Source organism: Flavobacterium tyrosinilyticum (assembly GCF_023656565.1).
GTDB lineage: Bacteria > Bacteroidota > Bacteroidia > Flavobacteriales > Flavobacteriaceae > Flavobacterium > Flavobacterium tyrosinilyticum.
In genome coordinates, this window is the sequence record NZ_JAMOKG010000002.1 from 1,389,330 (window position 1) to 1,408,563 (window position 19,234).

General features: G+C 32.7%; 17 protein-coding genes. 14 read left to right on the forward strand and 3 right to left on the reverse strand.

What is annotated here, in order from left to right; all coding sequences use genetic code 11:
* The first annotated feature begins 20 nt into the window (after positions 1-20).
* The gene (locus tag NCC77_RS13835) at positions 21-986 is read left to right on the forward strand and encodes a YeiH family protein (RefSeq protein ID WP_250836094.1); all 966 of its coding nucleotides are present in this window, start codon (positions 21-23) and stop codon (positions 984-986) included.
* A 154-nt stretch (positions 987-1,140) separates the two neighbouring features.
* Here the strand turns inward: NCC77_RS13835 and NCC77_RS13840 are convergent, their stop codons facing one another.
* Positions 1,141-1,941: a hypothetical protein gene (locus tag NCC77_RS13840; RefSeq protein ID WP_250836095.1), complete on the reverse strand. Its 801-nt coding sequence runs from the start codon at positions 1,939-1,941 to the stop codon at positions 1,141-1,143.
* Between the two features lie 325 nt (positions 1,942-2,266).
* Here NCC77_RS13840 and NCC77_RS13845 point away from each other — a divergent pair, with 325 nt between their 5' ends.
* Positions 2,267-3,265, forward strand: a complete 999-nt coding sequence (locus NCC77_RS13845; RefSeq protein WP_250836096.1) for a zinc dependent phospholipase C family protein — start codon at positions 2,267-2,269, stop codon at positions 3,263-3,265.
* A 77-nt stretch (positions 3,266-3,342) separates the two neighbouring features.
* On the opposite strand, the gene NCC77_RS13850 is transcribed toward NCC77_RS13845, so the two are convergent.
* Complete coding sequence (locus tag NCC77_RS13850) at positions 3,343-5,478, reverse strand: LTA synthase family protein (protein WP_250836097.1); 2,136 nt, start codon at positions 5,476-5,478, stop codon at positions 3,343-3,345.
* Positions 5,479-5,678: 200 nt separating this feature from the next.
* On the opposite strand from NCC77_RS13850, the gene NCC77_RS13855 reads away from it, so the two are divergent.
* The 11 genes from NCC77_RS13855 (at position 5,679) to NCC77_RS13905 (ending at position 16,580) form a co-directional block, all read left to right on the forward strand.
* Positions 5,679-6,341: a response regulator transcription factor gene (locus NCC77_RS13855; RefSeq protein WP_250836098.1), complete on the forward strand. Its 663-nt coding sequence runs from the start codon at positions 5,679-5,681 to the stop codon at positions 6,339-6,341.
* A 4-nt stretch (positions 6,342-6,345) separates the two neighbouring features.
* The gene (locus NCC77_RS13860; protein WP_250836099.1) at positions 6,346-7,746 is read left to right on the forward strand and encodes a sensor histidine kinase; all 1,401 of its coding nucleotides are present in this window, start codon (positions 6,346-6,348) and stop codon (positions 7,744-7,746) included.
* Between the two features lie 311 nt (positions 7,747-8,057).
* Positions 8,058-8,915 carry an ATP phosphoribosyltransferase gene (gene hisG / locus NCC77_RS13865; protein ID WP_095929293.1) on the forward strand — a complete coding sequence of 286 codons (858 nt, stop codon included), beginning with the start codon at positions 8,058-8,060 and terminating at the stop codon, positions 8,913-8,915.
* 109 nt (positions 8,916-9,024) lie between these two features.
* A complete protein-coding gene (gene hisD / locus NCC77_RS13870; RefSeq protein WP_250836100.1) occupies positions 9,025-10,323 on the forward strand; it encodes a histidinol dehydrogenase in 1,299 nt (432 codons plus the stop codon).
* A gap of 84 nt (positions 10,324-10,407) precedes the next feature.
* Positions 10,408-11,457, forward strand: coding sequence for a histidinol-phosphate transaminase (hisC, locus tag NCC77_RS13875; protein WP_250836101.1), 1,050 nt, complete (start codon positions 10,408-10,410; stop codon positions 11,455-11,457).
* A gap of 151 nt (positions 11,458-11,608) precedes the next feature.
* Positions 11,609-12,745, forward strand: coding sequence for a bifunctional histidinol-phosphatase/imidazoleglycerol-phosphate dehydratase HisB (gene hisB / locus NCC77_RS13880; RefSeq protein ID WP_250836102.1), 1,137 nt, complete (start codon positions 11,609-11,611; stop codon positions 12,743-12,745).
* 96 nt (positions 12,746-12,841) lie between these two features.
* Positions 12,842-13,423 carry an imidazole glycerol phosphate synthase subunit HisH gene (gene hisH / locus NCC77_RS13885; RefSeq protein ID WP_250836103.1) on the forward strand — a complete coding sequence of 194 codons (582 nt, stop codon included), beginning with the start codon at positions 12,842-12,844 and terminating at the stop codon, positions 13,421-13,423.
* Between the two features lie 128 nt (positions 13,424-13,551).
* On the forward strand, positions 13,552-14,277 hold the full coding sequence (hisA, locus tag NCC77_RS13890; protein WP_250836104.1) for a 1-(5-phosphoribosyl)-5-[(5-phosphoribosylamino)methylideneamino]imidazole-4-carboxamide isomerase: 726 nt from the start codon (positions 13,552-13,554) through the stop codon (positions 14,275-14,277).
* 104 nt (positions 14,278-14,381) lie between these two features.
* The gene (hisF, locus tag NCC77_RS13895) at positions 14,382-15,137 is read left to right on the forward strand and encodes an imidazole glycerol phosphate synthase subunit HisF (RefSeq protein ID WP_250836105.1); all 756 of its coding nucleotides are present in this window, start codon (positions 14,382-14,384) and stop codon (positions 15,135-15,137) included.
* A gap of 81 nt (positions 15,138-15,218) precedes the next feature.
* Positions 15,219-15,818 (forward strand): bifunctional phosphoribosyl-AMP cyclohydrolase/phosphoribosyl-ATP diphosphatase HisIE, encoded by a 600-nt coding sequence (hisIE, locus tag NCC77_RS13900; RefSeq protein ID WP_349306052.1) that lies wholly within the window; start codon positions 15,219-15,221, stop codon positions 15,816-15,818.
* A 162-nt stretch (positions 15,819-15,980) separates the two neighbouring features.
* Positions 15,981-16,580 (forward strand): hypothetical protein, encoded by a 600-nt coding sequence (locus tag NCC77_RS13905; protein WP_250836107.1) that lies wholly within the window; start codon positions 15,981-15,983, stop codon positions 16,578-16,580.
* On the opposite strand, the gene NCC77_RS13910 is transcribed toward NCC77_RS13905, so the two are convergent.
* A complete protein-coding gene (locus tag NCC77_RS13910) occupies positions 16,581-17,279 on the reverse strand; it encodes a carbohydrate-binding family 9-like protein (RefSeq protein ID WP_250836108.1) in 699 nt (232 codons plus the stop codon).
* A 166-nt stretch (positions 17,280-17,445) separates the two neighbouring features.
* Between NCC77_RS13910 and NCC77_RS13915 the strand changes: the two genes are divergently transcribed.
* Entirely contained in the window at positions 17,446-19,101 is a 1,656-nt protein-coding gene (locus NCC77_RS13915) for a M1 family metallopeptidase (RefSeq protein ID WP_250836109.1), read from the forward strand.
* The last annotated feature ends 133 nt before the right edge of the window (positions 19,102-19,234 follow it).

The following is a 19,234-nucleotide window of genomic DNA, read 5'->3' on the forward strand; positions in this document are numbered from 1 at the left end:
AATATCAATACCCATTTATTTTGAAAACAAAAGAACAAACTACAGCACAATTATTTGAAATTAATCAGTCCTTACAGCAAGTCCTTTTTCTTGCCGTAATTCTTTTATGTTTATTTTCGATTATTTCTCCGCCAATGGCTCTTTTATTAGGCGTTTTAATTGTGAATCTTTTCGGAAATCCATTTGTAGAATTTAATCACAAAGCCATTACATTTTTGCTGCAGTTTTCGGTAGTGGGTTTAGGATTTGGAATGAATGCTAATAGTGCAGTTTCAGCGGGTAAAGAAGGATTTGTTCTAACGGTTTTTTCCATCTTCAGTACCTTACTTTTCGGATTATTGTTAGGCAAATGGCTTAAAACAGAGAAAAAAACGTCTCACTTGATTTCTTGCGGAACGGCAATCTGCGGAGGAAGTGCAATCGCAGCTATTTCGCCCGTTATCAAATCAAACGAAAATCAGACTTCAATTGCTTTGGGAGTTATTTTTATACTGAATTCAATTGCTTTATTCGTTTTTCCGTTTATCGGACATCAATTAGATTTGTCACAAAAAGATTTCGGTCTTTGGTGCGCTATTGCCATTCACGATACAAGTTCTGTAGTTGGTGCTGCCAATAAATATGGCGCAGAAGCATTGCAAGTTGCTACGACAGTAAAACTAGCCAGAGCTTTATGGATTATTCCAATTTCAATCTTGACCGCTTTTCTTTTTAAAAGCAAGAATTCAAGAATTAAAATTCCTTATTTTATCGGTTTGTTTGTTATAGCAATGCTAGTGAATACGTATGTTCCGTCTACAGCCATTTTTACAGGACATCTTGTAGGCATTGCAAAAATTGGTCTAACCATAACTTTGTTCCTAATTGGAGCGACTTTAAACTTTGCCACTTTAAAAGCAGTAGGAGTAAAGCCATTGCTTCAAGGGGTTTTTCTTTGGATTTTTATTGCTGTTTTCGCTTTAGTATCAATTCTTTATTTGAACTAATATTTTTTTAACCGCAAAGACCGCAAAGAATTACGCAAAGTTCGCAAAGTTTTTTGTGCAAAGCTTTGCGAACTTTGCGTTTTATTCAAAATTTTAGGTAAATAAACTTTGCGCTCTTTGCGGTAAAACTATACTCAAAGTTGTTTTCAAACTATTATTTTACATTGGAGAATTTTACAATTGGTTTGTCCATCATTTTGTAAAATTTTCCTTTGAATGAATAGCGTCTTTCAATCTCAAAATCAAATGCTTTTTTGGTTTTGGCCATTGATGCAATTTCTTCGGGAAATGTAACGTCAAATTCATCTTCGCTTCTTGCTTTTATATTATAAGTTCCTTTTGTGGTAATGATAATATCTCTAAAATGTTTCTTAGAATTGTCATTGACTACTTTGTAAGATCCTCTCCAAGCTATAAAAGAAGAGTTAGTTAACTGATAATTATTGACTTCCAGAATAGGCTGATATTTTCCGCCAAAACCAGCAATCAGATAAAGATAGCCTTCATAAGCGCCGCCAGCACCACCATTTGCATGAATTAAAGTGAAAGCATATTGATCTTCTCCAATTTCAACCAATTTAGGAGTCGGACATCGCGCAAAAGCCCCAAACGCAGCTACTGCAGGCTGAAAAGATCTCATTTCCCAAACATTATCATTCTTTGCAAACTTAGCCAAGCCTAACAATCCGCCAGAAAAACGTCCCGTTTGAAGTCCGTCTTCGTCATGAACAGAATGATTAAAAGCTAAAATTTTAAACTGATTTCCTTTTGAGTCGCTATAATCAATATTCGCTATAAGTCTTGTGGCAACGCCTTCTGTATAAGGAAACATTTGATCGCCTTCTACGCCATTTACATCAAGAAAAGGCGAAGGAGTACAAGATTTACATTTCCAACTTATAAAGTTATTTTTATCAGAAAGATGATATAAATTGCCAGGAAATAGTTTTTGCATTGTTTTCTCACCGTTTAGCGGATCGGAAACTTTAAGGATTCTTTTTGGGTTTAATAGGGTATCGCTAACATTTTTTAGCTGTAAATCAGTTTCTTGTGCAAAGCAAAAAGTAGATATTAGTAGAAATAAATTTAGGGTAATATGGCGCATAAAATTGAATTTTGTTAGTAAAGCAAATGTATAAAGAAAATTAGTGTTAATATAAGCTTATGCTGTTTTTAAAGCTTAAAATATCAAAAAATAAAAATTGTAGAATCTTATTGATAGTATATTTTGCGTATTCTTTAATTAAAGCTAAATTTGCTCCCTCTAATAAAAAAAACAAATGAAAAAAATCCAAATGAGACCAAAATTAATCGCTTTCGGCGCATTAATTATTGGCTTTATTATGCTGTCATGGGGAAATGTTGGCCATGAGCGTATTAACAAAGCTGCTGTAATGGCTTTACCAAAACAATTACAGATATTTTTCTACAATCACATTGATTTTATTACACAAGAAGCTTCGGTTCCAGATATCCGTAAATATGCTTTAAATTATAAAGAAGAAGGTCAAAGACACTATTTTGATATGGAGAACTTTGGTCCTGCTGACACTTATCCAAAAACATTAGAAGAAGCGAAACAAAAATACGATGCTAAATTCTTATCGGATAACGGAATCTTGCCATGGTATTTGGAAGAAATGATGGCAAAACTGACTAAAGCTTTTAAAGAAAAAAACAAAGCTGAAATTTTATTCCTAGCGGCAGATTTAGGTCATTATGTGGGTGATGCACACATGCCATTGCATACTTCTGCAAATCACGATGGACAATTGACAGACCAAAAAGGAATTCATTCACTATGGGAAAGCAGATTGCCAGAGTTGTTTGTTAAAAATTACAAATTAAATGTTCCTGAAGCACAATATTATCCAGATGTTCACAAAGCAATTTGGGACTTGATTAACGATACGCACAGTTTAGCACAGCCTTTATTGGATATCGATAAAAAACTAAGAGTGGCAACTCCGCAAGACAAAGTGTTTAAAATGGATGCTGAAGGAAATGTATTGAAAACGAAATACAATACAGCTGTTTTCTCTGATGACTATGCTAAAAAACTGCACGAACAATTGAACGGAATGGTTGAAAGCCAAATGAAGAAAGCTATTGCAGCAACTGCAAGTTTCTGGTATACGGCTTGGATAAATGCTGGAAAACCAGATTTGAGCGATTTAGATGCGCCAGCTGTGACTCAAAGAAACTATCAATTTTTACAGGATGATTTGAAAATGTTCCAAAAAGGAGATTTGTTTGGAATGAAAAATCAAAACGATTAAGTTTTTGTTTCAAGTTCCTATTGAAATAGAAAAAAAGCCGCAAATTATAGAATTTGCGGCTTTTTTGATTGCTTACATTAACGAATGTTTGCGTATAATTTTTTATTCTTATTGGCTAAATCTTTAAACTGATATTCTTTCTCTTTCAGTACATAAGAAGCTGATTGGTAATAAGAAATAGTTTCGTTGACCAGATTCTTGTTTTCAATTTTTAATGGTATTTCATCATAATGAATTTGGAATTCGGTAGAAATGCCAGCTTTGCTATTAAGTTTTAATTGAAACTGTTTTATCTGTTGTTTTGGAGATAAAATAGTCAAAACATTGTCTTTTATTAATCCTAAATCCTGATAGGTAGCAATAAAAGCTCTTGGCTGATAATCTGGTTTGAAAACATCACATCCAAAGAATTTGCTTTCATAATCAAAATTCAGCAATCCGAATAATGTTGGCATAACATCTATTTGAGACATCAATTTAGTATATTTTTCAGGCTTCATATCTGGGGTATATATTAAAGCTGGAATTCTGTATTTATCTAACGGAAGTTCTGTTTTTCCAGCGCTCGAAGCACAGTGATCGGCAACAATTACAAAAACCGTATTTTTAAACCAAGGCTGTTTTTGAGCTTGCTTAAAGAATTGGTTTAAAGCATAATCGGTATATTTTACGCCGCCATCACGCGATTTAATATTTCCAGGAATGTCGATTTTATTATTTGGATAAGTAAAAGGCCTGTGATTGCTTACTGTCATAATATGATTGAAAAAAGGCTTATTCTCCTTCGCTTCAGCATTCATAACTTTAATCGCTTTGTTGTACATATCTTCATCACAAACTCCCCAAACATTAGAAAAAGTAACTTCATTTTCGGCAAAACTAGATTTGTCAATAATTTGATAACCATTTCCAGTATAGAAATCCTGCATATTATCAAAAAACGCATCTCCGCCGTACATAAATTTCACATTGTAACCTTTTTGAAGAAAGACAGATCCAGTCGAAAATTTGTTTTTATTGTCCTCTCTTTTTACAACGCTTTCTCCAGCTGTTGGAGGAAGACATAAAGTCACGGCTTCTAAACCACGTACAGTTCTGTTTCCGGCCGCATACACATTTGTAAACAGCAGGCTTTTTTGAGCAAGACTGTCCAAAAATGGCGTAATATTTTGCTCGTTTCCGTACATTTTCATGAAATCGGCACTTAAACTTTCAATCGTAATTAAAACTACATTTTTACGTTGTTCGAGCGAATCCTCTTTTATTTCATGTAAAGTATTTTTCCCTGAAATAGTGGGCATTTCTTGCTTTAGAATTGCAAAAGCTTTTTCGTTTGGAATCGTTTTGTAAAATTTAAAATAATCTAATTTATTGTTCTGAAAAGCCAAATAGAACTTATAAATACCATTCGATTGCAGCTCATTAACAAATATGTTTTTAGAGTTTTCTGTTTTAGCTAAACTAGGAATCGCCAATAAAGAAAAAACAAATAAAATGCCGTAAATGGCTGTAATTTTTAATTTTTCATTGAAGCTAGGAATCTTGTCAATATAGTTTCTTGATTTTTTTATGATAAAAAACGTAATAATTCCAGTGATAATAAATAAAGCAGAGAAAATAGGAACTACAGGATAAGACTGCATAATGTTTCCAATTACTTCATTGGTGTAAATCAGGTAATTGACAGCGATGAAATTGTATTTTACACCAAACTCATTCCAGAAGAAAAATTCACTTATTGCGTTTTGTAGAATAAGCAAAACATAAAGAAAAACTACAAAAGAAAAAAGCCAGAATCTTATCTTATCTCTGTGTTTTGGCAAGAAAAGAAAAAGCGCAAAAAGAAGTGTTTTTATCGAAACGAAAATCAAAACGATTCTAGGCAAAGCGCCTCCATATTCGTCAAAAATACTTTTTCCGGAAGCGATATATAGTAATAGTGCCAAAAAAGCGACTAGTATAATATATCCGTACGGTTTATTATATTTTGAATTTGAAATAAAAATAAGATACAACCACAAGAAAGCCAGAGCTATAGAAAAGACGAAAAAGTCTGATACTAAGCCCAATGAGAAGATTTTTAAACTCTCAGAAAAGGTAAACGAACTTTGGGTGATGGGATGAAATAATAGTATAATTCTTAATGTAAAACTTACAATGAAATACAGTAAAGAAAGATTGTAAAAAGGAGAAAGCTTTTTTGAAAAAATCATCAGATTTATTTTTTTACAAAATTACTTTCGATTGATTAATGCCAGATTAAGTTCCACTTTTACCTTACTTAACGTTAACTTAAAGTTTGCTTAAGATACTGGTTTTCTTCATTTATTGGGATATTCAATTATTTCTCAGTGCTAAATTTTCTATCTTTGAATTGAAAAAATGAAATTCAAATTTTAATCAGATACGGTAAATGCATATTTTAATAGTTGAAGACGAAGTAGGAATTGTCCAATTTCTAAAACAAGGTTTGCAGGAAGAAGGTTATCAAATTACAACCGCAGCCGATGGTTCTAAAGGTTTTGAACTGGTTCAGGAACAAAAATTTGACTTGATTCTTTTAGATTGGATGTTGCCAAAAATCAATGGTTTAGATCTTTGTAAGGCAATCAGGATTAAAGATCATACTACTCCAATTATTTTTTTGACTGCAAAAGATACGGTTCAGGAAACTATAGAAGGATTAAAAGCTGGAGCAAACGATTATATCAAAAAACCATTTAGCTTCGAAGAATTGGTTGAGCGAGTTAAAGTCCACTTTAGAAATAAACAGCAAACTGAAACCTTGACTCTGGGAAACATTACGATGGATTTGGCCAGACATATTGTTTTAAAAGGCAACGAAGAAATATCGCTTACACAACGAGAGTTCGAATTATTGGCCTATTTAATTCAGCATAAAGGAAAAGTCTGCACAAGAAATCAGATTTTGAGAGATGTTTGGGAAATCAACTTTGAATACGACACGGGTGTTATTGATGTTTTTATGAATGCAATTAGAAAAAAACTCAATCTTAAAATTGAAGAAGATTATATAAAAACTATCCGTGGCATTGGATATATCGCCAATGATTAATAAAATGACTTCATTATCCTTTAGAAATAGAATTGCATTAAATTATATAGTAGGAACAGGATTGCTAGTTTTGGTAGTCTTTTCTGCTATTTATTTTATTGTAAGACTCACCGTTTACAATCATATCGACGAGAATTTAAACATAGAAGTTCAGGACCATTTTAAAGAATTACGAATAGAAAAAGGGACTGTAATTTTTATGGATACTGAAGAATGGGAGGAAAGAGAACATAATTCAGTAGATGTAAACCCTATTTTTGTTCAGTTTTTGGATTTGAACAAAAAAATTATCGAAAAATCACCTAATTTAAAAAATGAGAAACTTTTTTTTCATATTAAGAAAGAGCTTTTTCATCCTTTTGATACGAAATTATTAGGCAATAAAATTCGCCAGATACAAGTTCCGCTCCATGTGCAATCTAAAAAAGTGGGTTATTTGATTATTGCGATGTCACTTTCTGATTCTTCAAAAGTTTTGGATAATCTGATGGATACTTTATTGATTGCCTTTCCCATCATTCTTTTGATTTTATTTTTTCTAGCAAGATTTTATGCAGGGCGAAGTATTAAGCCAATAAATAATATTATTCAAACTTCAAAGATTATTACGAAAGACAATCTGAAAGCAAGAATTCCGTTGCCAAAAACAAGGGATGAATTGTTCACGCTTTCGAAAACAATTAATAATTTGTTGAACCGAATTGAAGACGCGATCGAACGAGAAAAACAGTTCACATCTGATGCTTCGCATGAATTAAGAACGCCTTTAACTGTAATTAAAGGAACACTTGAAGTGCTTATTCGTAAACCTCGTGACAACAAGGAATATGAAGAAAAAATAAATTATTGTATTAATGAGGTTGACCATTTAAATTCTCTTGTAGATCAGTTGCTTATGATGGCTCGTTTTGAGAATCAAAAACAGAACATTTTAAAAGAAAATGTTTATCTGAACGCGGTAGTTTTGGACGTGCTGACATTAAATACAGAGAAAATAAAGTCCGGACAAATAAATGTGATTTTGGATGCTCAAGAAGAATTTTATATTTATTCTGATAATTATTTAATAGTAACTATTCTTCGAAATATCATTTCAAATGCTGTTAAGTATTCTAAACCGAATAGTGAAATTAGAATTTCATTATCAAGAGAAAATCAAAAAATTTCGTGCACTATTTCAGATCAAGGAATTGGAATTGCAAAGAAAGATCTAGAATCTATTTTAAATCCATTTTTTAGATCAGATTCCTTAAATCATTCTGAAATAAAAGGAACAGGGCTTGGTTTGTTTATTGTAAAACGAATGACCGATCTGCTTCAGATTAAATTTAAAATTGAAAGCGAAATCGGAAAAGGAACCAAGGTATTATTGGTTTTTGAAGAATATGATAATTCGTTAAAGTAATTTTAAATTCATCAAGCAAAATGCTGTAGAAAACGATTTTTAACAATAAACTGGCGTTAAGTTAAAATAAAAATTGCTTTTTAATTATTTTATCTAGTATATTTGCAACCGAATCAAAGAAGTAAAAAACAAACCAATCATGATTTCAATTCAATTACATCATCATCATTTACATTATTGCTCTCAAGCGATGTGTTAATGATATGCGTGTAAATCTTCATATTTTAAAACCCGTTTGAGTACATCAAACGGGTTTTTTAATTCTAACTCTCTTTGTACTCAAACTATTAATTCAACAAACAACTAAAAAAATGAGTACTTTAAAAATTGCAATTCAAAAATCGGGTCGTTTAAACGAAGACAGTATCCAAATTCTAAAAGACTGCGGTATTTCAATCAACAACGGAATCGATCAGTTAAAAGCAGAAGCTTCAAACTTTCCTCTTGAAGTTTTATACCTTAGAAATTCAGACATTCCACAGTATTTAATTGATGGAGTGGTAGATTTAGCAATCGTTGGCGACAATCTTTTGGTAGAAAAAGGAAAAGGAATCGAAGTGGTTCAGAAACTTGGCTTCTCAAAATGCAAAGTTTCGGTTGCAGTGCCTAAAACTTTCGAATACAATTCGGTTCAAGATTTAGCCAATCTTCGTATTGCAACTTCTTATCCAAACACAGTTAACGAATATTTCAGTAAATTTGGTATAAAGGTAGATATTCACCAAATTTCTGGTTCGGTGGAAATTGCGCCAAATATTGGACTTGCAGATGCAATTGTAGATATCGTTTCAAGCGGAAGCACACTTTTTAAAAACAATTTAAAAGAAGTTGAAGTAATCTTAAAAAGCGAAGCGGTTTTGGCAGTTTCTCCAAAAGTTTCTCCGGAAATTCAAAAACACATTGATACTTTAAAATTTAGAATTCAAGCGGTTTTAAGAGCTAGAAATTCGAAATATATCCTAATGAACGTTCCAAACGATAAAATCGAAGCGGTTGGAAAAATCCTTCCCGTTTTGAGAAGTTTAACGGTTCTTCCTTTGGCTCAAGAAGGTTGGAGTAGTGTTCACTCTGTAATCGATAAAGACACTTTCTGGGATGTGATCGACCAGCTAAAAGAAGTTGGAGCAGAAGGAATTTTAGTTTGTCCAATTGAGAAAATGGTACTATAAAAAGAAATTTCAATTTTTAAATTCCAAATTCCAAGCTTAGCGTTGATTTTTAAAATAAAGAATTGGAATTTGGGATTTTAGAAATTTGGAATTTAATATTGAAAATATTATGAATAAAATAGATAATCCAAAACCAGAAATCTGGTCAGAAATATTAAAAAGGCCAACCAAAACCGTTGATGATATTGAAATTACAGTAAAAGAAATCTTCAAAGAAGTACAAAGAAAAGGAGATGAAGCTGTAGCAAAATACACTTCGATTTTTGATGGAATTTCACAAGACAATTATGAAGTTTCAGAAGAAGAAATAACTGAAGCAATTAGTTTGATTCCGAATGAATTGAAAGAAGCTATTGAATTAGCAAAAGAAAATATCTATAAATTCCACAACGCTCAGAAAACAGAAAGAGTTGAAGTTGAAACAATTGAAGGAGTAAATTGCTGGCAAGAGAAAAGACCAATCCAAAAAATTGGTTTATACATTCCTGGAGGAACAGCGCCTTTGTTTTCTACTGTTTTAATGTTGGCGGTTCCTGCTGAAATTGCGGGTTGTAAAGAAATTGTATTGTGTTCTCCACCAGATAAAAGAGGCAAAATTAATCCAGCAATTTTATATGCAGCGAATTTATGCGGAGTAACTAAAATTCTAAAAGTTGGAGGAATTCAGGCGATTGCAGGAATGACTTTGGGAACCCAGTCAATCCCTAAAGTATACAAAATTTTTGGACCAGGAAATCAATTTGTAACGGTAGCAAAACAATTGGCAACGCAATTTGGAGTTGCAATTGACATGCCGGCAGGGCCTTCAGAATTATTGATTGTTGCTGATGATACAGCGGTTCCTGCTTTTGTAGCTTCAGATTTGTTATCTCAAGCAGAGCACGGAACGGATAGCCAAGTGATTTTAGTTTCGACTTCAAAAAAACTAATTGTAGAAGTAGAGAAAGAAGTGCAATCTCAGTTAGAAGCGCTTCCAAGAAAAACTATTGCAGAGAAAGCGATCGAAAATTCGAAATTGATTTATGTGGAAAACGACCAAATCGCTTTAGATTTAATTAACGAATATGGGCCAGAGCACTTTATAATCTGTTCTGAATATGATGATTTCTACTGTAACGGTATCGTAAATGCAGGTTCTGTTTTTATTGGAAATTACACGCCTGAAAGTGCCGGAGACTATGCTTCAGGAACGAATCATACTTTGCCAACCAATGGTTATGCAAAGAATTACAGCGGTGTAAATCTGGATAGTTTTATGAAATCGATGACTTTTCAGAAAATTACCAAAGAAGGAATTCTAAATATCGGGAAAGCAATTGAAGTTATGGCTGAAGCCGAAGGGTTACAGGCGCATAAAAATGCTGTGACCTTGCGTCTGCAGTCCTGCGAGGTTTCCAAAACCTCGTAGGTTTAAATAGATTTTAGAATTTATAACTACCAATAAATAATACCTACAAGGTTTTTGAAACCTTGCAGGAACAAAACTTAGAAAATGAATACGTTCGATATAAATACAATAACACGTGAAAACGTAAAATCTTTAAAACCATATTCGTCTGCAAGAGATGAGTTTGAAGATTTTGATACAGCCGAAATGATTTTTTTGGATGCCAATGAAAATCCGTTTCAAAATGGCGTAAACCGTTATCCGGATCCACAGCAGAATTCAGTTAAAGCTATTTTGGCTAAGAATAATTTAGTAAAACAAAATCAGATTTTATTAGGAAATGGTAGTGACGAAGTTTTAGACTTGCTTTTTAGAGCTTTCTGCGAACCTAGTAAAGACAATATTATATCTCTTCCTCCAACATACGGAATGTATGGCGTTTTAGCGAATATTAATGCTGTTGAAAACAGAGAAGTTCTTCTATCGGAAGATTTTCAGCCTCAAGTTGAAAAGATTCTAGAAGCGGTTGATGAGAATACCAAAATTATCTTTTTATGTTCGCCAAACAATCCGACAGGGAATTCATTTTCAGATGAAAGTGTCGTGAAATTGTTGCAAAACTTTAAAGGTCTAGTTATTATTGACGAAGCTTACATTGACTTCTCAGACAAAGAAAGCTGGCTAACGGAAATTGACGAATATCCAAATTTAGTGATTACACAAACGCTTTCAAAAGCGTATGGTTTGGCTGGAATTCGTTTGGGAATCTGTTATGCATCTGAAGCTGTGATTTCGGTTTTAAATAAAATTAAACCGCCTTACAATGTAAACGAATTGACGCAGCAAAGAGCGAAAGAACGTTTGAAAGATTCTGATAAAATAAAACAAGAAATAGCTTCTATTATTGAACAAAGAGAAGAATTGCTTAAAGTTTTACTTGAAGTAAGTTTTTTTGAAAAAGTATATCCAACGGAAGCTAATTTTATTTTAGCAAAAGTAGATGATGCTAACAAAAGGTACGATCAATTAATTGAAAAAGGAATCGTTATCAGAAACAGAACAACACAGCCTTTATGCGAAAATTGTCTTCGTTTTACAATTGGAACGAAAGAAGAAAATGCTGTTGTAATTAGAGAATTGAAACTATTGAAATAAAAATATTAGCCACAGATTATAATGATTAAAATGATTTCTTTCTGTGCGTGATTTTTAGCTACGAATTACACAAATTAAATTAGAGAAATTCGTGAATTCGTGACTAAAAAATCATATTAATCTGTAAAATCTGTGGCAGAACAAAAATATTATGAAAAAAGTACTTTTTATCGATCGTGATGGAACGATTGTTTTAGAACCTGAAAATTTACAATTAGATAGCTTAGATAAACTAGAGTTTTATCCGAAAGCGTTTCAATATCTGGCTAAAATTGCTAATGAATTAGATTACGAATTGGCAATGGTAACCAATCAAGACGGTTTAGGAACGGATAGTTTTCCTGAAGATACTTTTTGGCCAACGCAGAATTTTATTCTAAAAGCTTTTGAAAACGAGGGAGTTATTTTTGATGAAATCTTCGTAGACAGAACTTTTCCAGAAGAGAACGCGCCAACCCGCAAACCAAGAACTGGAATGCTGACTAAATATTTGAACAATCCCGAATATGATTTGGCTAATTCTTTTGTTTTAGGAGATCGTTTAACGGATGTGGAATTGGCTAAAAACCTTGGCGCAAAAGCCATTTTCATGAATGATACAGATGGAGCTGGAAGTAATGAAATTTCATCTAAACGAGAAGAATTAAATGATACAATCGTTTTGCAATCAATGGATTGGAAGAAGATTTATGAATTCCTGAAATTAGAAGCGCGTTCTGCTTCTATTACGCGTAAAACAAACGAAACGGATATTTACATAAATCTGAATCTTGACGGAACAGGAAAAAGCAAAATCGATACTGGAATTGCCTTTTTTGATCACATGTTAGATCAAATCTCACGTCACGGTCAAATGGACTTAGAAATTACTGTAAAAGGAGATTTAGAAGTTGATGAACACCATACTATCGAAGATACTGCAATTGCATTAGGAGAAGTTTTCGCCAAAGCGTTAGGAAATAAATTAGGAATTGAGCGTTACGGATTCTGTCTTCCTATGGATGATTGTCTAGCACAAGCAGCAATTGACTTTGGAGGAAGAAATTGGTTAATCTGGGAAACTGAGTTTAAACGCGAAATGGTAGGTAAAATGCCAACAGAAATGTTCTATCACTTCTTTAAATCGTTTACAGACGGTGCAAAAGCCAACTTAAATATCAAAGCAGAAGGAATCAATGAACATCATAAAATCGAAGCGATCTTTAAAGCTTTCGCGAAAGCAATAAAAGTAGCCGTAAAAAGAGATACCGAAAAGATGATTTTGCCTTCAACGAAAGGAATGCTTTAAAATTTGTTTCAAGTTTCAGGTTTAAAGTTTCAAGTTGCTCAACAGAACGTGAAACCTGAAACTTTAAACTTGAAACAAAACAAACAAAAAAACAAAATGAAAATAGTAATTATAAATTACGGAGCAGGAAATATTCAGAGCATTATGTTTGCTATTGAAAGATTGGGATTTAAGGCAGTTTTGAGTAATGATCCGGACGAAATTAAATCGGCCGATAAAGTGATTTTCCCGGGCGTGGGCGAAGCGAGTTCAGCGATGGCAAAACTTCGTGAAAGTGGTTTGGATGGTTTGATTCCAGAATTGAAACAGCCTGTTTTAGGAATTTGTCTTGGAATGCAATTGATGTGCAACAAAACAGAAGAAGGAAATACAGAAGGTTTAGGGATTTTTGATGTTGATGTTTTGAAATTTTCAAACAACGTAAAAGTACCACAAATGGGATGGAATCAGATTTATGATTTAAAAACCGATTTGTTTAAAGGTATTTCTGAAAATGAATTCATGTATTTGGTTCACAGTTTTTATGCGCCAAATTGTGATGAAGCTATTGCTACAACAAATTACGACGTTGAATATGCATCGGCTTTGCAGAAAGATAATTTTTACGGAACTCAATTTCACCCAGAAAAAAGCGGTGATGTTGGCGAAAAGATTCTAGGAAATTTTTTAAAAATGTAAAATTTTGAAATTCCAATCTCTTAAATTCCAAATTCCAATTGAAAATCAATATCAAAAATCAATTTCAATCAAAATATCAATTTTTAGAGAATCTAAAATCTGAACTCTAAAATCTAAAATATCAAAACATGAGAATAATACCAGCCATAGATATCATTGAAGGAAAATGCGTTCGTTTATCCAAAGGTGATTATGATACTAAAATAATTTACAATGAAAATCCGCTTGAAGTAGCGAAATCATTTGAAGCACACGGAATTGAATATTTGCATTTAGTTGATCTTGACGGTGCAAAATCGAGCAAAATTGTCAATTATAAGATATTGGAACAAATTGCCAATCAAACGAGTTTAAAAATTGATTTCGGAGGTGGATTAAAATCGGATGACGATTTAAGAATTGCTTTTGAAAGCGGTGCAAATCAAATTACGGGCGGAAGTATCGCGGTAAAAAATAGAGCTATTTTCGAAAAATGGATTTCAGAATACGGTTCTGATAAAATTATTTTAGGAGCTGATGCAAAAGATGAAAAAATAGCAGTTTCTGGCTGGTTAGAAGAATCTAATGAAGATTTAGTGCCATTTATTCAAGATTATCAATCAAAAGGAATTCAGTATGTTATTTGTACCGATATTGCCAAAGACGGAATGCTTCAAGGTCCAAGTTTTGATTTATACAGTAAAATTTTAGCAGAAGCTAAAGGAGTGAAACTAATCGCTTCTGGCGGAATTTCAACTTTTGACGAATTGCCTAAATTAGCTGAATTAGGCTGCGAAGGAACCATAATTGGAAAAGCGATTTACGAAGGGAGAATTAGCTTGAAACAGTTAGAAAATTATATTTTAAATAAATAGATTATTTCGCAAAGATGCACAAAGTAAAACACAAAGATTCACAAAAAAAATCTTTGCGAATCTCTGTGAAATCTTTGTGAATCTCTGTGAAACAACAAAAAAAAATGCTTGCAAAAAGAATAATACCTTGCTTAGATATAAAAAACGGAAGAACCGTAAAAGGCGTTAATTTCGTCGATTTGCGCGATGCTGGAGATCCTGTTGAATTAGCTGAAATTTATTCAAGAGAAGGAGCAGATGAGTTGGTCTTCTTAGATATTTCGGCAACAGAAGAGAGACGCAAGACACTTGTGTATATGGTGCGAAGCGTTGCGGAGAAAATCAATATTCCGTTTACAGTTGGCGGCGGAATTTCATCTGTAGAAGATGTTGATATTCTGTTGAATAACGGAGCAGATAAAGTTTCAATTAATTCATCGGCGGTAAAAAATCCGCAATTGATTAATGATTTGGCTCAGAAATTTGGAAGCCAGTGCGTTGTTGTGGCAATCGATGCCAAACAAATTGACGGACAATGGATTGTACATTTGGTTGGCGGAAAAGTTCCAACTGAATTAAATTTATTCGATTGGGCTGTGGAAGTTGCAGAACGTGGTGCTGGAGAAATTTTGTTCACATCGATGGATAATGACGGAACTAAAAACGGATTTGCAAATGAAGCTTTGGCTAAACTTTCAGAACTAGTAAATATTCCGATTATTGCTTCGGGAGGTGCTGGAAATATACAGCATTTTGTTGATTCTTTCAAAGAAGGAAAAGCTGATGCAGCTTTAGCGGCAAGCGTTTTTCACTTTAAGGAAATCGAAATCAAAGCTTTGAAACAAGAACTTAAGAATAATGGTATTGAAGTAAGGTTATAAAAAATCCAAATTTCAATCAATAAATAAAAAAATCAATTTCAGTTTTGAGAATCTAAAATCTGAAATCAAAAATCTAAAATAATTATGGACATCGATATCAAAAGCGCACACGGATTGATTCCGGCGATTATTCAGGATGCAGAAACAAAAAATGTTTTGATGCTAGGTTATATGAATGAAGAATCGCTTCAAAAAACAATAGAAACACAAAAAGTAACTTTTTTTAGCCGTTCAAAACAAAGACTTTGGACGAAAGGCGAGGAAAGTGGTAACTTTTTAAACTTAGTAAGCATTAAAAATGACTGTGATGGCGATACGCTTTTAATTCAGGCGAAACCAGTTGGACCTACTTGTCACACAGGAGCAGATACTTGTTGGCAAGAGCCAAATGATGCTAATTACGGTTTTATTTCTCAGTTAGAAAACACAATCAAAACCAGAAGAGAAAATGCTGATTCTGAGAAAAGTTATGTCGCTTCTCTATTTGAAAAAGGAATCAATAAAATTGCTCAAAAAGTTGGCGAGGAAGCTGTAGAAGTCGTTATTGAAGCTAAAGATGATAATGATGATTTGTTCCTTAGCGAAAGCGCTGATTTATTGTTTCATTATTTGATTCTGCTTCAAGCAAAAGGATATCAATTGAATGATGTTGTGGAAGTTTTGAAGAAACGTCAAAAATAGTTTAAAATAATTCCGTAGCATCTATATGATATAGCCCGCGGTTTCAACCGCGGGAAACGTATTGCTATATTGTATGTCCTCCCGCGGTTGAAACCGCGGGCTATGTTTGTATTATCTTTTATAACAAAAAAATATAGTATTTTAGTATTAAATAATATATTTATGCGATTAGTTCTATACTTGTTTTTGCTTTTGGTTCCGAGTTTAAATTATGGCTTTAAGAAAAATGTAATGCCATATTCGTTGGTTATTTCTAAAGCTGTTTTGATTGTTGACGGAACTATTTCTAAAGTTTCTAAAAATGAATATGAGTTCACGATAAGTGAGTTCATAAAAGGGAAATCGAGCTCAAAAATTAATATAGCAATCTGGAAAGAATGGTTATGTGATCCAAGAAATAAAGAATTAAAAAAAGGACAGAGAATGATTTTATTTTTGGAAAGATCTCCATATGGAAATTTTTATCCAATTAATGAAAGTACTGGAGAGCTGTATGTAGATAATAATGCTTTTCTCGATATATTCTTACCCAAAGCTTTTGTAAATCCTACAATTCTAAAGAAAGGGATTTCTATGTTTTTGGAAACGTATGCATTTTATGGAAATTTTAATGATAGATTTTATCAAAATGCTCATTTTGTACGCAACAAGTCTATTTTTGAAGTTTATAAAATGACAAAAACTAATACGGCTTTTAAGTTTTTAGTTGAGGATGCAGAATATTTTAAGCCAACAGAAGTACAATTTTTTCCCGTTATATAATTACTTCACAAACTCAAAAACAGCAAATTCTTGCGGTTGATGAAATCCAAACTTTAAACTATTATAAGCCTGTAAAGCAAGATATTCGGTTGTGTTACCGTAATCAATTCTAAAAGCATTTCCTTTCCATTTAGTTCCGACTTTAGGTTTTGAGAAACCGCCATTTTTAATTTTTCTAAGACTAGAAAAAGGAATTTTTATTTCTACAGTATATCCTTCTTTATCGATTTTACCGACAGTTTCTAAACCTTTAATGTCAAAATCCATTGAGGTATTCCATCCGCCACATTCATCTGAAATGCATTTTAAAAGTAAATCATATTTTGTAGAAAATGCGTTTACTCCAATTTCAATATAGTTTTGGCTGTCTCCGTCTGGATCAAGAAAAATTTCAGCTAAATCGTCTGTTTGAAAAATCTGCGAATCTTTTGCTTGTAGCGTTCCAACAATTTTAGAATCAGTGCAGTTGTAAGCGATGTAAAGGTTTTTATTATTCCAAGAAAGTGAGACGAAGGTTTTTTGAGTGGCGCTTTCTCCTGTATTATGAATTACAAAAGGGCCAAGAAAAGGCGTTTTCCAATCGGTTAAATCACCGTCGATTTTTATTTTTTTATTCGTTTTATGAATGAGGATATTTTGTGAATTAACAGTAGTTGCAATTATTGCCAGTAAAGACGAAAGTATTGTGCCAAATCTCATATATGATTCTAGTATTTTAAAACCACTAAAATAGAGAAGATTAATTGAAGTAAGTGATTTTTTTTTCTGCCGGAAATCATAAAATTTTAAAATACTAGATATGAATGTTTACATTTGTTGAAAATAAACTGATTTAAATCCTTTATTTCGTACAAATTTATAAATAATGAAAAAATACTTTAGTGGCATTTTTATCGCCTTTTTGGTTGGTTTTACTGCCAATGCTCAGGGACTTTTAAATAAGTCAGAAACCGTTTTTACACATCAGGATACTTTACGCGGAAGCATCACAAAAGAAAGAGCTTGGTGGGATTTAAAATATTATCATCTTGACGTAAAGGTTAAGCCTTCAGAAAAATTTATTTCGGGTTCAAATACTGTTCGTTATACTGTTTTAACAGAGAACAATCGTATGCAGATCGATTTACAGGAGCCAATGAATATTACTAAAGTGACTCAGAATGGTAAAGATTTAAAATTTGAAAGAAATGGAAATGCTTTCTTTATTACTTTAATAGAAAAGCAAAAAGTTGGTGCAGTAAAAGAAATCGTAGTTTTCTTTGAAGGAAAACCTAAAGAAGCTGTTAGAGCTCCTTGGGATGGTGGTTTCTCTTGGAAAAAAGATAAAAACGGAAAAGATTTTATTGCGACATCTTGTCAAGGTTTAGGCGCGAGCGTTTGGTGGCCATGTAAAGATCATATGTACGATGAAGTGGAGAATATGTTGATTAGCGTAAATGTTCCAGGAGACTTAACAGAGGTTTCAAACGGAAGGTTACAGAGCGTTAAAAAAGAAAAAGACGGAACAAAAACGTTTAATTGGTATGTTGCAAATCCGATTAATAATTATGGTGTAAACATCAATATTGGTGATTATGTTAATTTTTCTGAGGTTTTTAAAGGCGAAAAAGGAAACTTAGACTGCAATTATTATGTTTTAAAAGATAATCTAGCTTTAGCAAAAGAGCAGTTTAAAGATGCTCCAAAAATGCTGAAAGCTTTTGAAAGCTGGTTCGGACCATATCCGTTCTACGAAGACAGCTACAAATTGGTTGAAGTTCCTTATTTAGGAATGGAGCACCAAAGTTCTGTAACATACGGAAATCAATATAAAAATGGTTATTTAGGTCGTGATTTGAGTGGAACAGGATGGGGATTAAAGTTTGATTTTATTATTATTCACGAATCTGGGCACGAATGGTACGCTAATAATATTACCTACAAAGATATCGCTGATATGTGGGTTCATGAAAGTTTTACAAACTATTCTGAAAGTTTATTTGTTGAATACTATTACGGAAAAGAAGCTGGAGCAGAATATGTAATTGGCTGTAGAAAAAACATTCAAAATGATATTCCAATTATCGGACATTATGATGTAAATAATGAAGGTTCTGGCGATATGTATCCAAAAGGAGCTTCGATGCTGCATATGATTCGTCAGGTAATCAATGATGATGCAAAATGGAAATCGATTTTAAGAGGTATGAATAAGACTTTCTATCATCAAACGGTTACTGGGAAACAGATTCAGGATTATATTAATGAGCAATCTGGAATTAACTTCAACAGGGTTTTTGCACAATATTTAACTACAACTCAAATTCCAGTTTTTGAATATATGTTTAAAAACGGAACTTTCGGTTACCACTGGACAAACTGTGTTTCTAAATTTGATATGCCAGTAAGAGTAAAATTAAACGGTGTTGAAACTTGGCTGAAACCAACCACAGAATGGCAATCAGTAAAAACAACAAGCGAAGACAGAAAAGTAGAAGTAGATAAAGATTTCTATGTAACAACTTCTAATATAGTCGAATAGTTTTTTTAAAATTTTCAATATATAAAATCCCAAATTCCAATTATCGGAGTTTGGGATTTTTTTTATGGTTATTAACCCGACAGATTTTAAAAAACTGTCGGGTTTGTTGTTTTTAGCATTTAGTATGTCATCC

What these genes read in the sequence shown, in the direction of transcription:
- NCC77_RS13850 (WP_250836097.1), bottom strand. Translation starts at nt 5,478, where the DNA reads ATGATTTTTTCAAAAAAGCTTTCTCCTTTTTACAATCTTTCTTTACTG.
- NCC77_RS13840 (WP_250836095.1), bottom strand. Translation starts at nt 1,941, where the DNA reads ATGCAAAAACTATTTCCTGGCAATTTATATCATCTTTCTGATAAAAAT.
- hisB (WP_250836102.1), top strand. Translation starts at nt 11,609, where the DNA reads ATGAAAAAAGTACTTTTTATCGATCGTGATGGAACGATTGTTTTAGAA.
- NCC77_RS13915 (WP_250836109.1), top strand. Translation starts at nt 17,446, where the DNA reads ATGAAAAAATACTTTAGTGGCATTTTTATCGCCTTTTTGGTTGGTTTT.
- hisA (WP_250836104.1), top strand. Translation starts at nt 13,552, where the DNA reads ATGAGAATAATACCAGCCATAGATATCATTGAAGGAAAATGCGTTCGT.
- NCC77_RS13855 (WP_250836098.1), top strand. Translation starts at nt 5,679, where the DNA reads ATGCATATTTTAATAGTTGAAGACGAAGTAGGAATTGTCCAATTTCTA.
- hisF (WP_250836105.1), top strand. Translation starts at nt 14,382, where the DNA reads ATGCTTGCAAAAAGAATAATACCTTGCTTAGATATAAAAAACGGAAGA.
- NCC77_RS13860 (WP_250836099.1), top strand. Translation starts at nt 6,346, where the DNA reads ATGACTTCATTATCCTTTAGAAATAGAATTGCATTAAATTATATAGTA.
- NCC77_RS13845 (WP_250836096.1), top strand. Translation starts at nt 2,267, where the DNA reads ATGAAAAAAATCCAAATGAGACCAAAATTAATCGCTTTCGGCGCATTA.
- hisH (WP_250836103.1), top strand. Translation starts at nt 12,842, where the DNA reads ATGAAAATAGTAATTATAAATTACGGAGCAGGAAATATTCAGAGCATT.
- NCC77_RS13910 (WP_250836108.1), bottom strand. Translation starts at nt 17,279, where the DNA reads ATGAGATTTGGCACAATACTTTCGTCTTTACTGGCAATAATTGCAACT.
- hisD (WP_250836100.1), top strand. Translation starts at nt 9,025, where the DNA reads ATGAATAAAATAGATAATCCAAAACCAGAAATCTGGTCAGAAATATTA.
- hisC (WP_250836101.1), top strand. Translation starts at nt 10,408, where the DNA reads ATGAATACGTTCGATATAAATACAATAACACGTGAAAACGTAAAATCT.
- NCC77_RS13905 (WP_250836107.1), top strand. Translation starts at nt 15,981, where the DNA reads ATGCGATTAGTTCTATACTTGTTTTTGCTTTTGGTTCCGAGTTTAAAT.
- hisG (WP_095929293.1), top strand. Translation starts at nt 8,058, where the DNA reads ATGAGTACTTTAAAAATTGCAATTCAAAAATCGGGTCGTTTAAACGAA.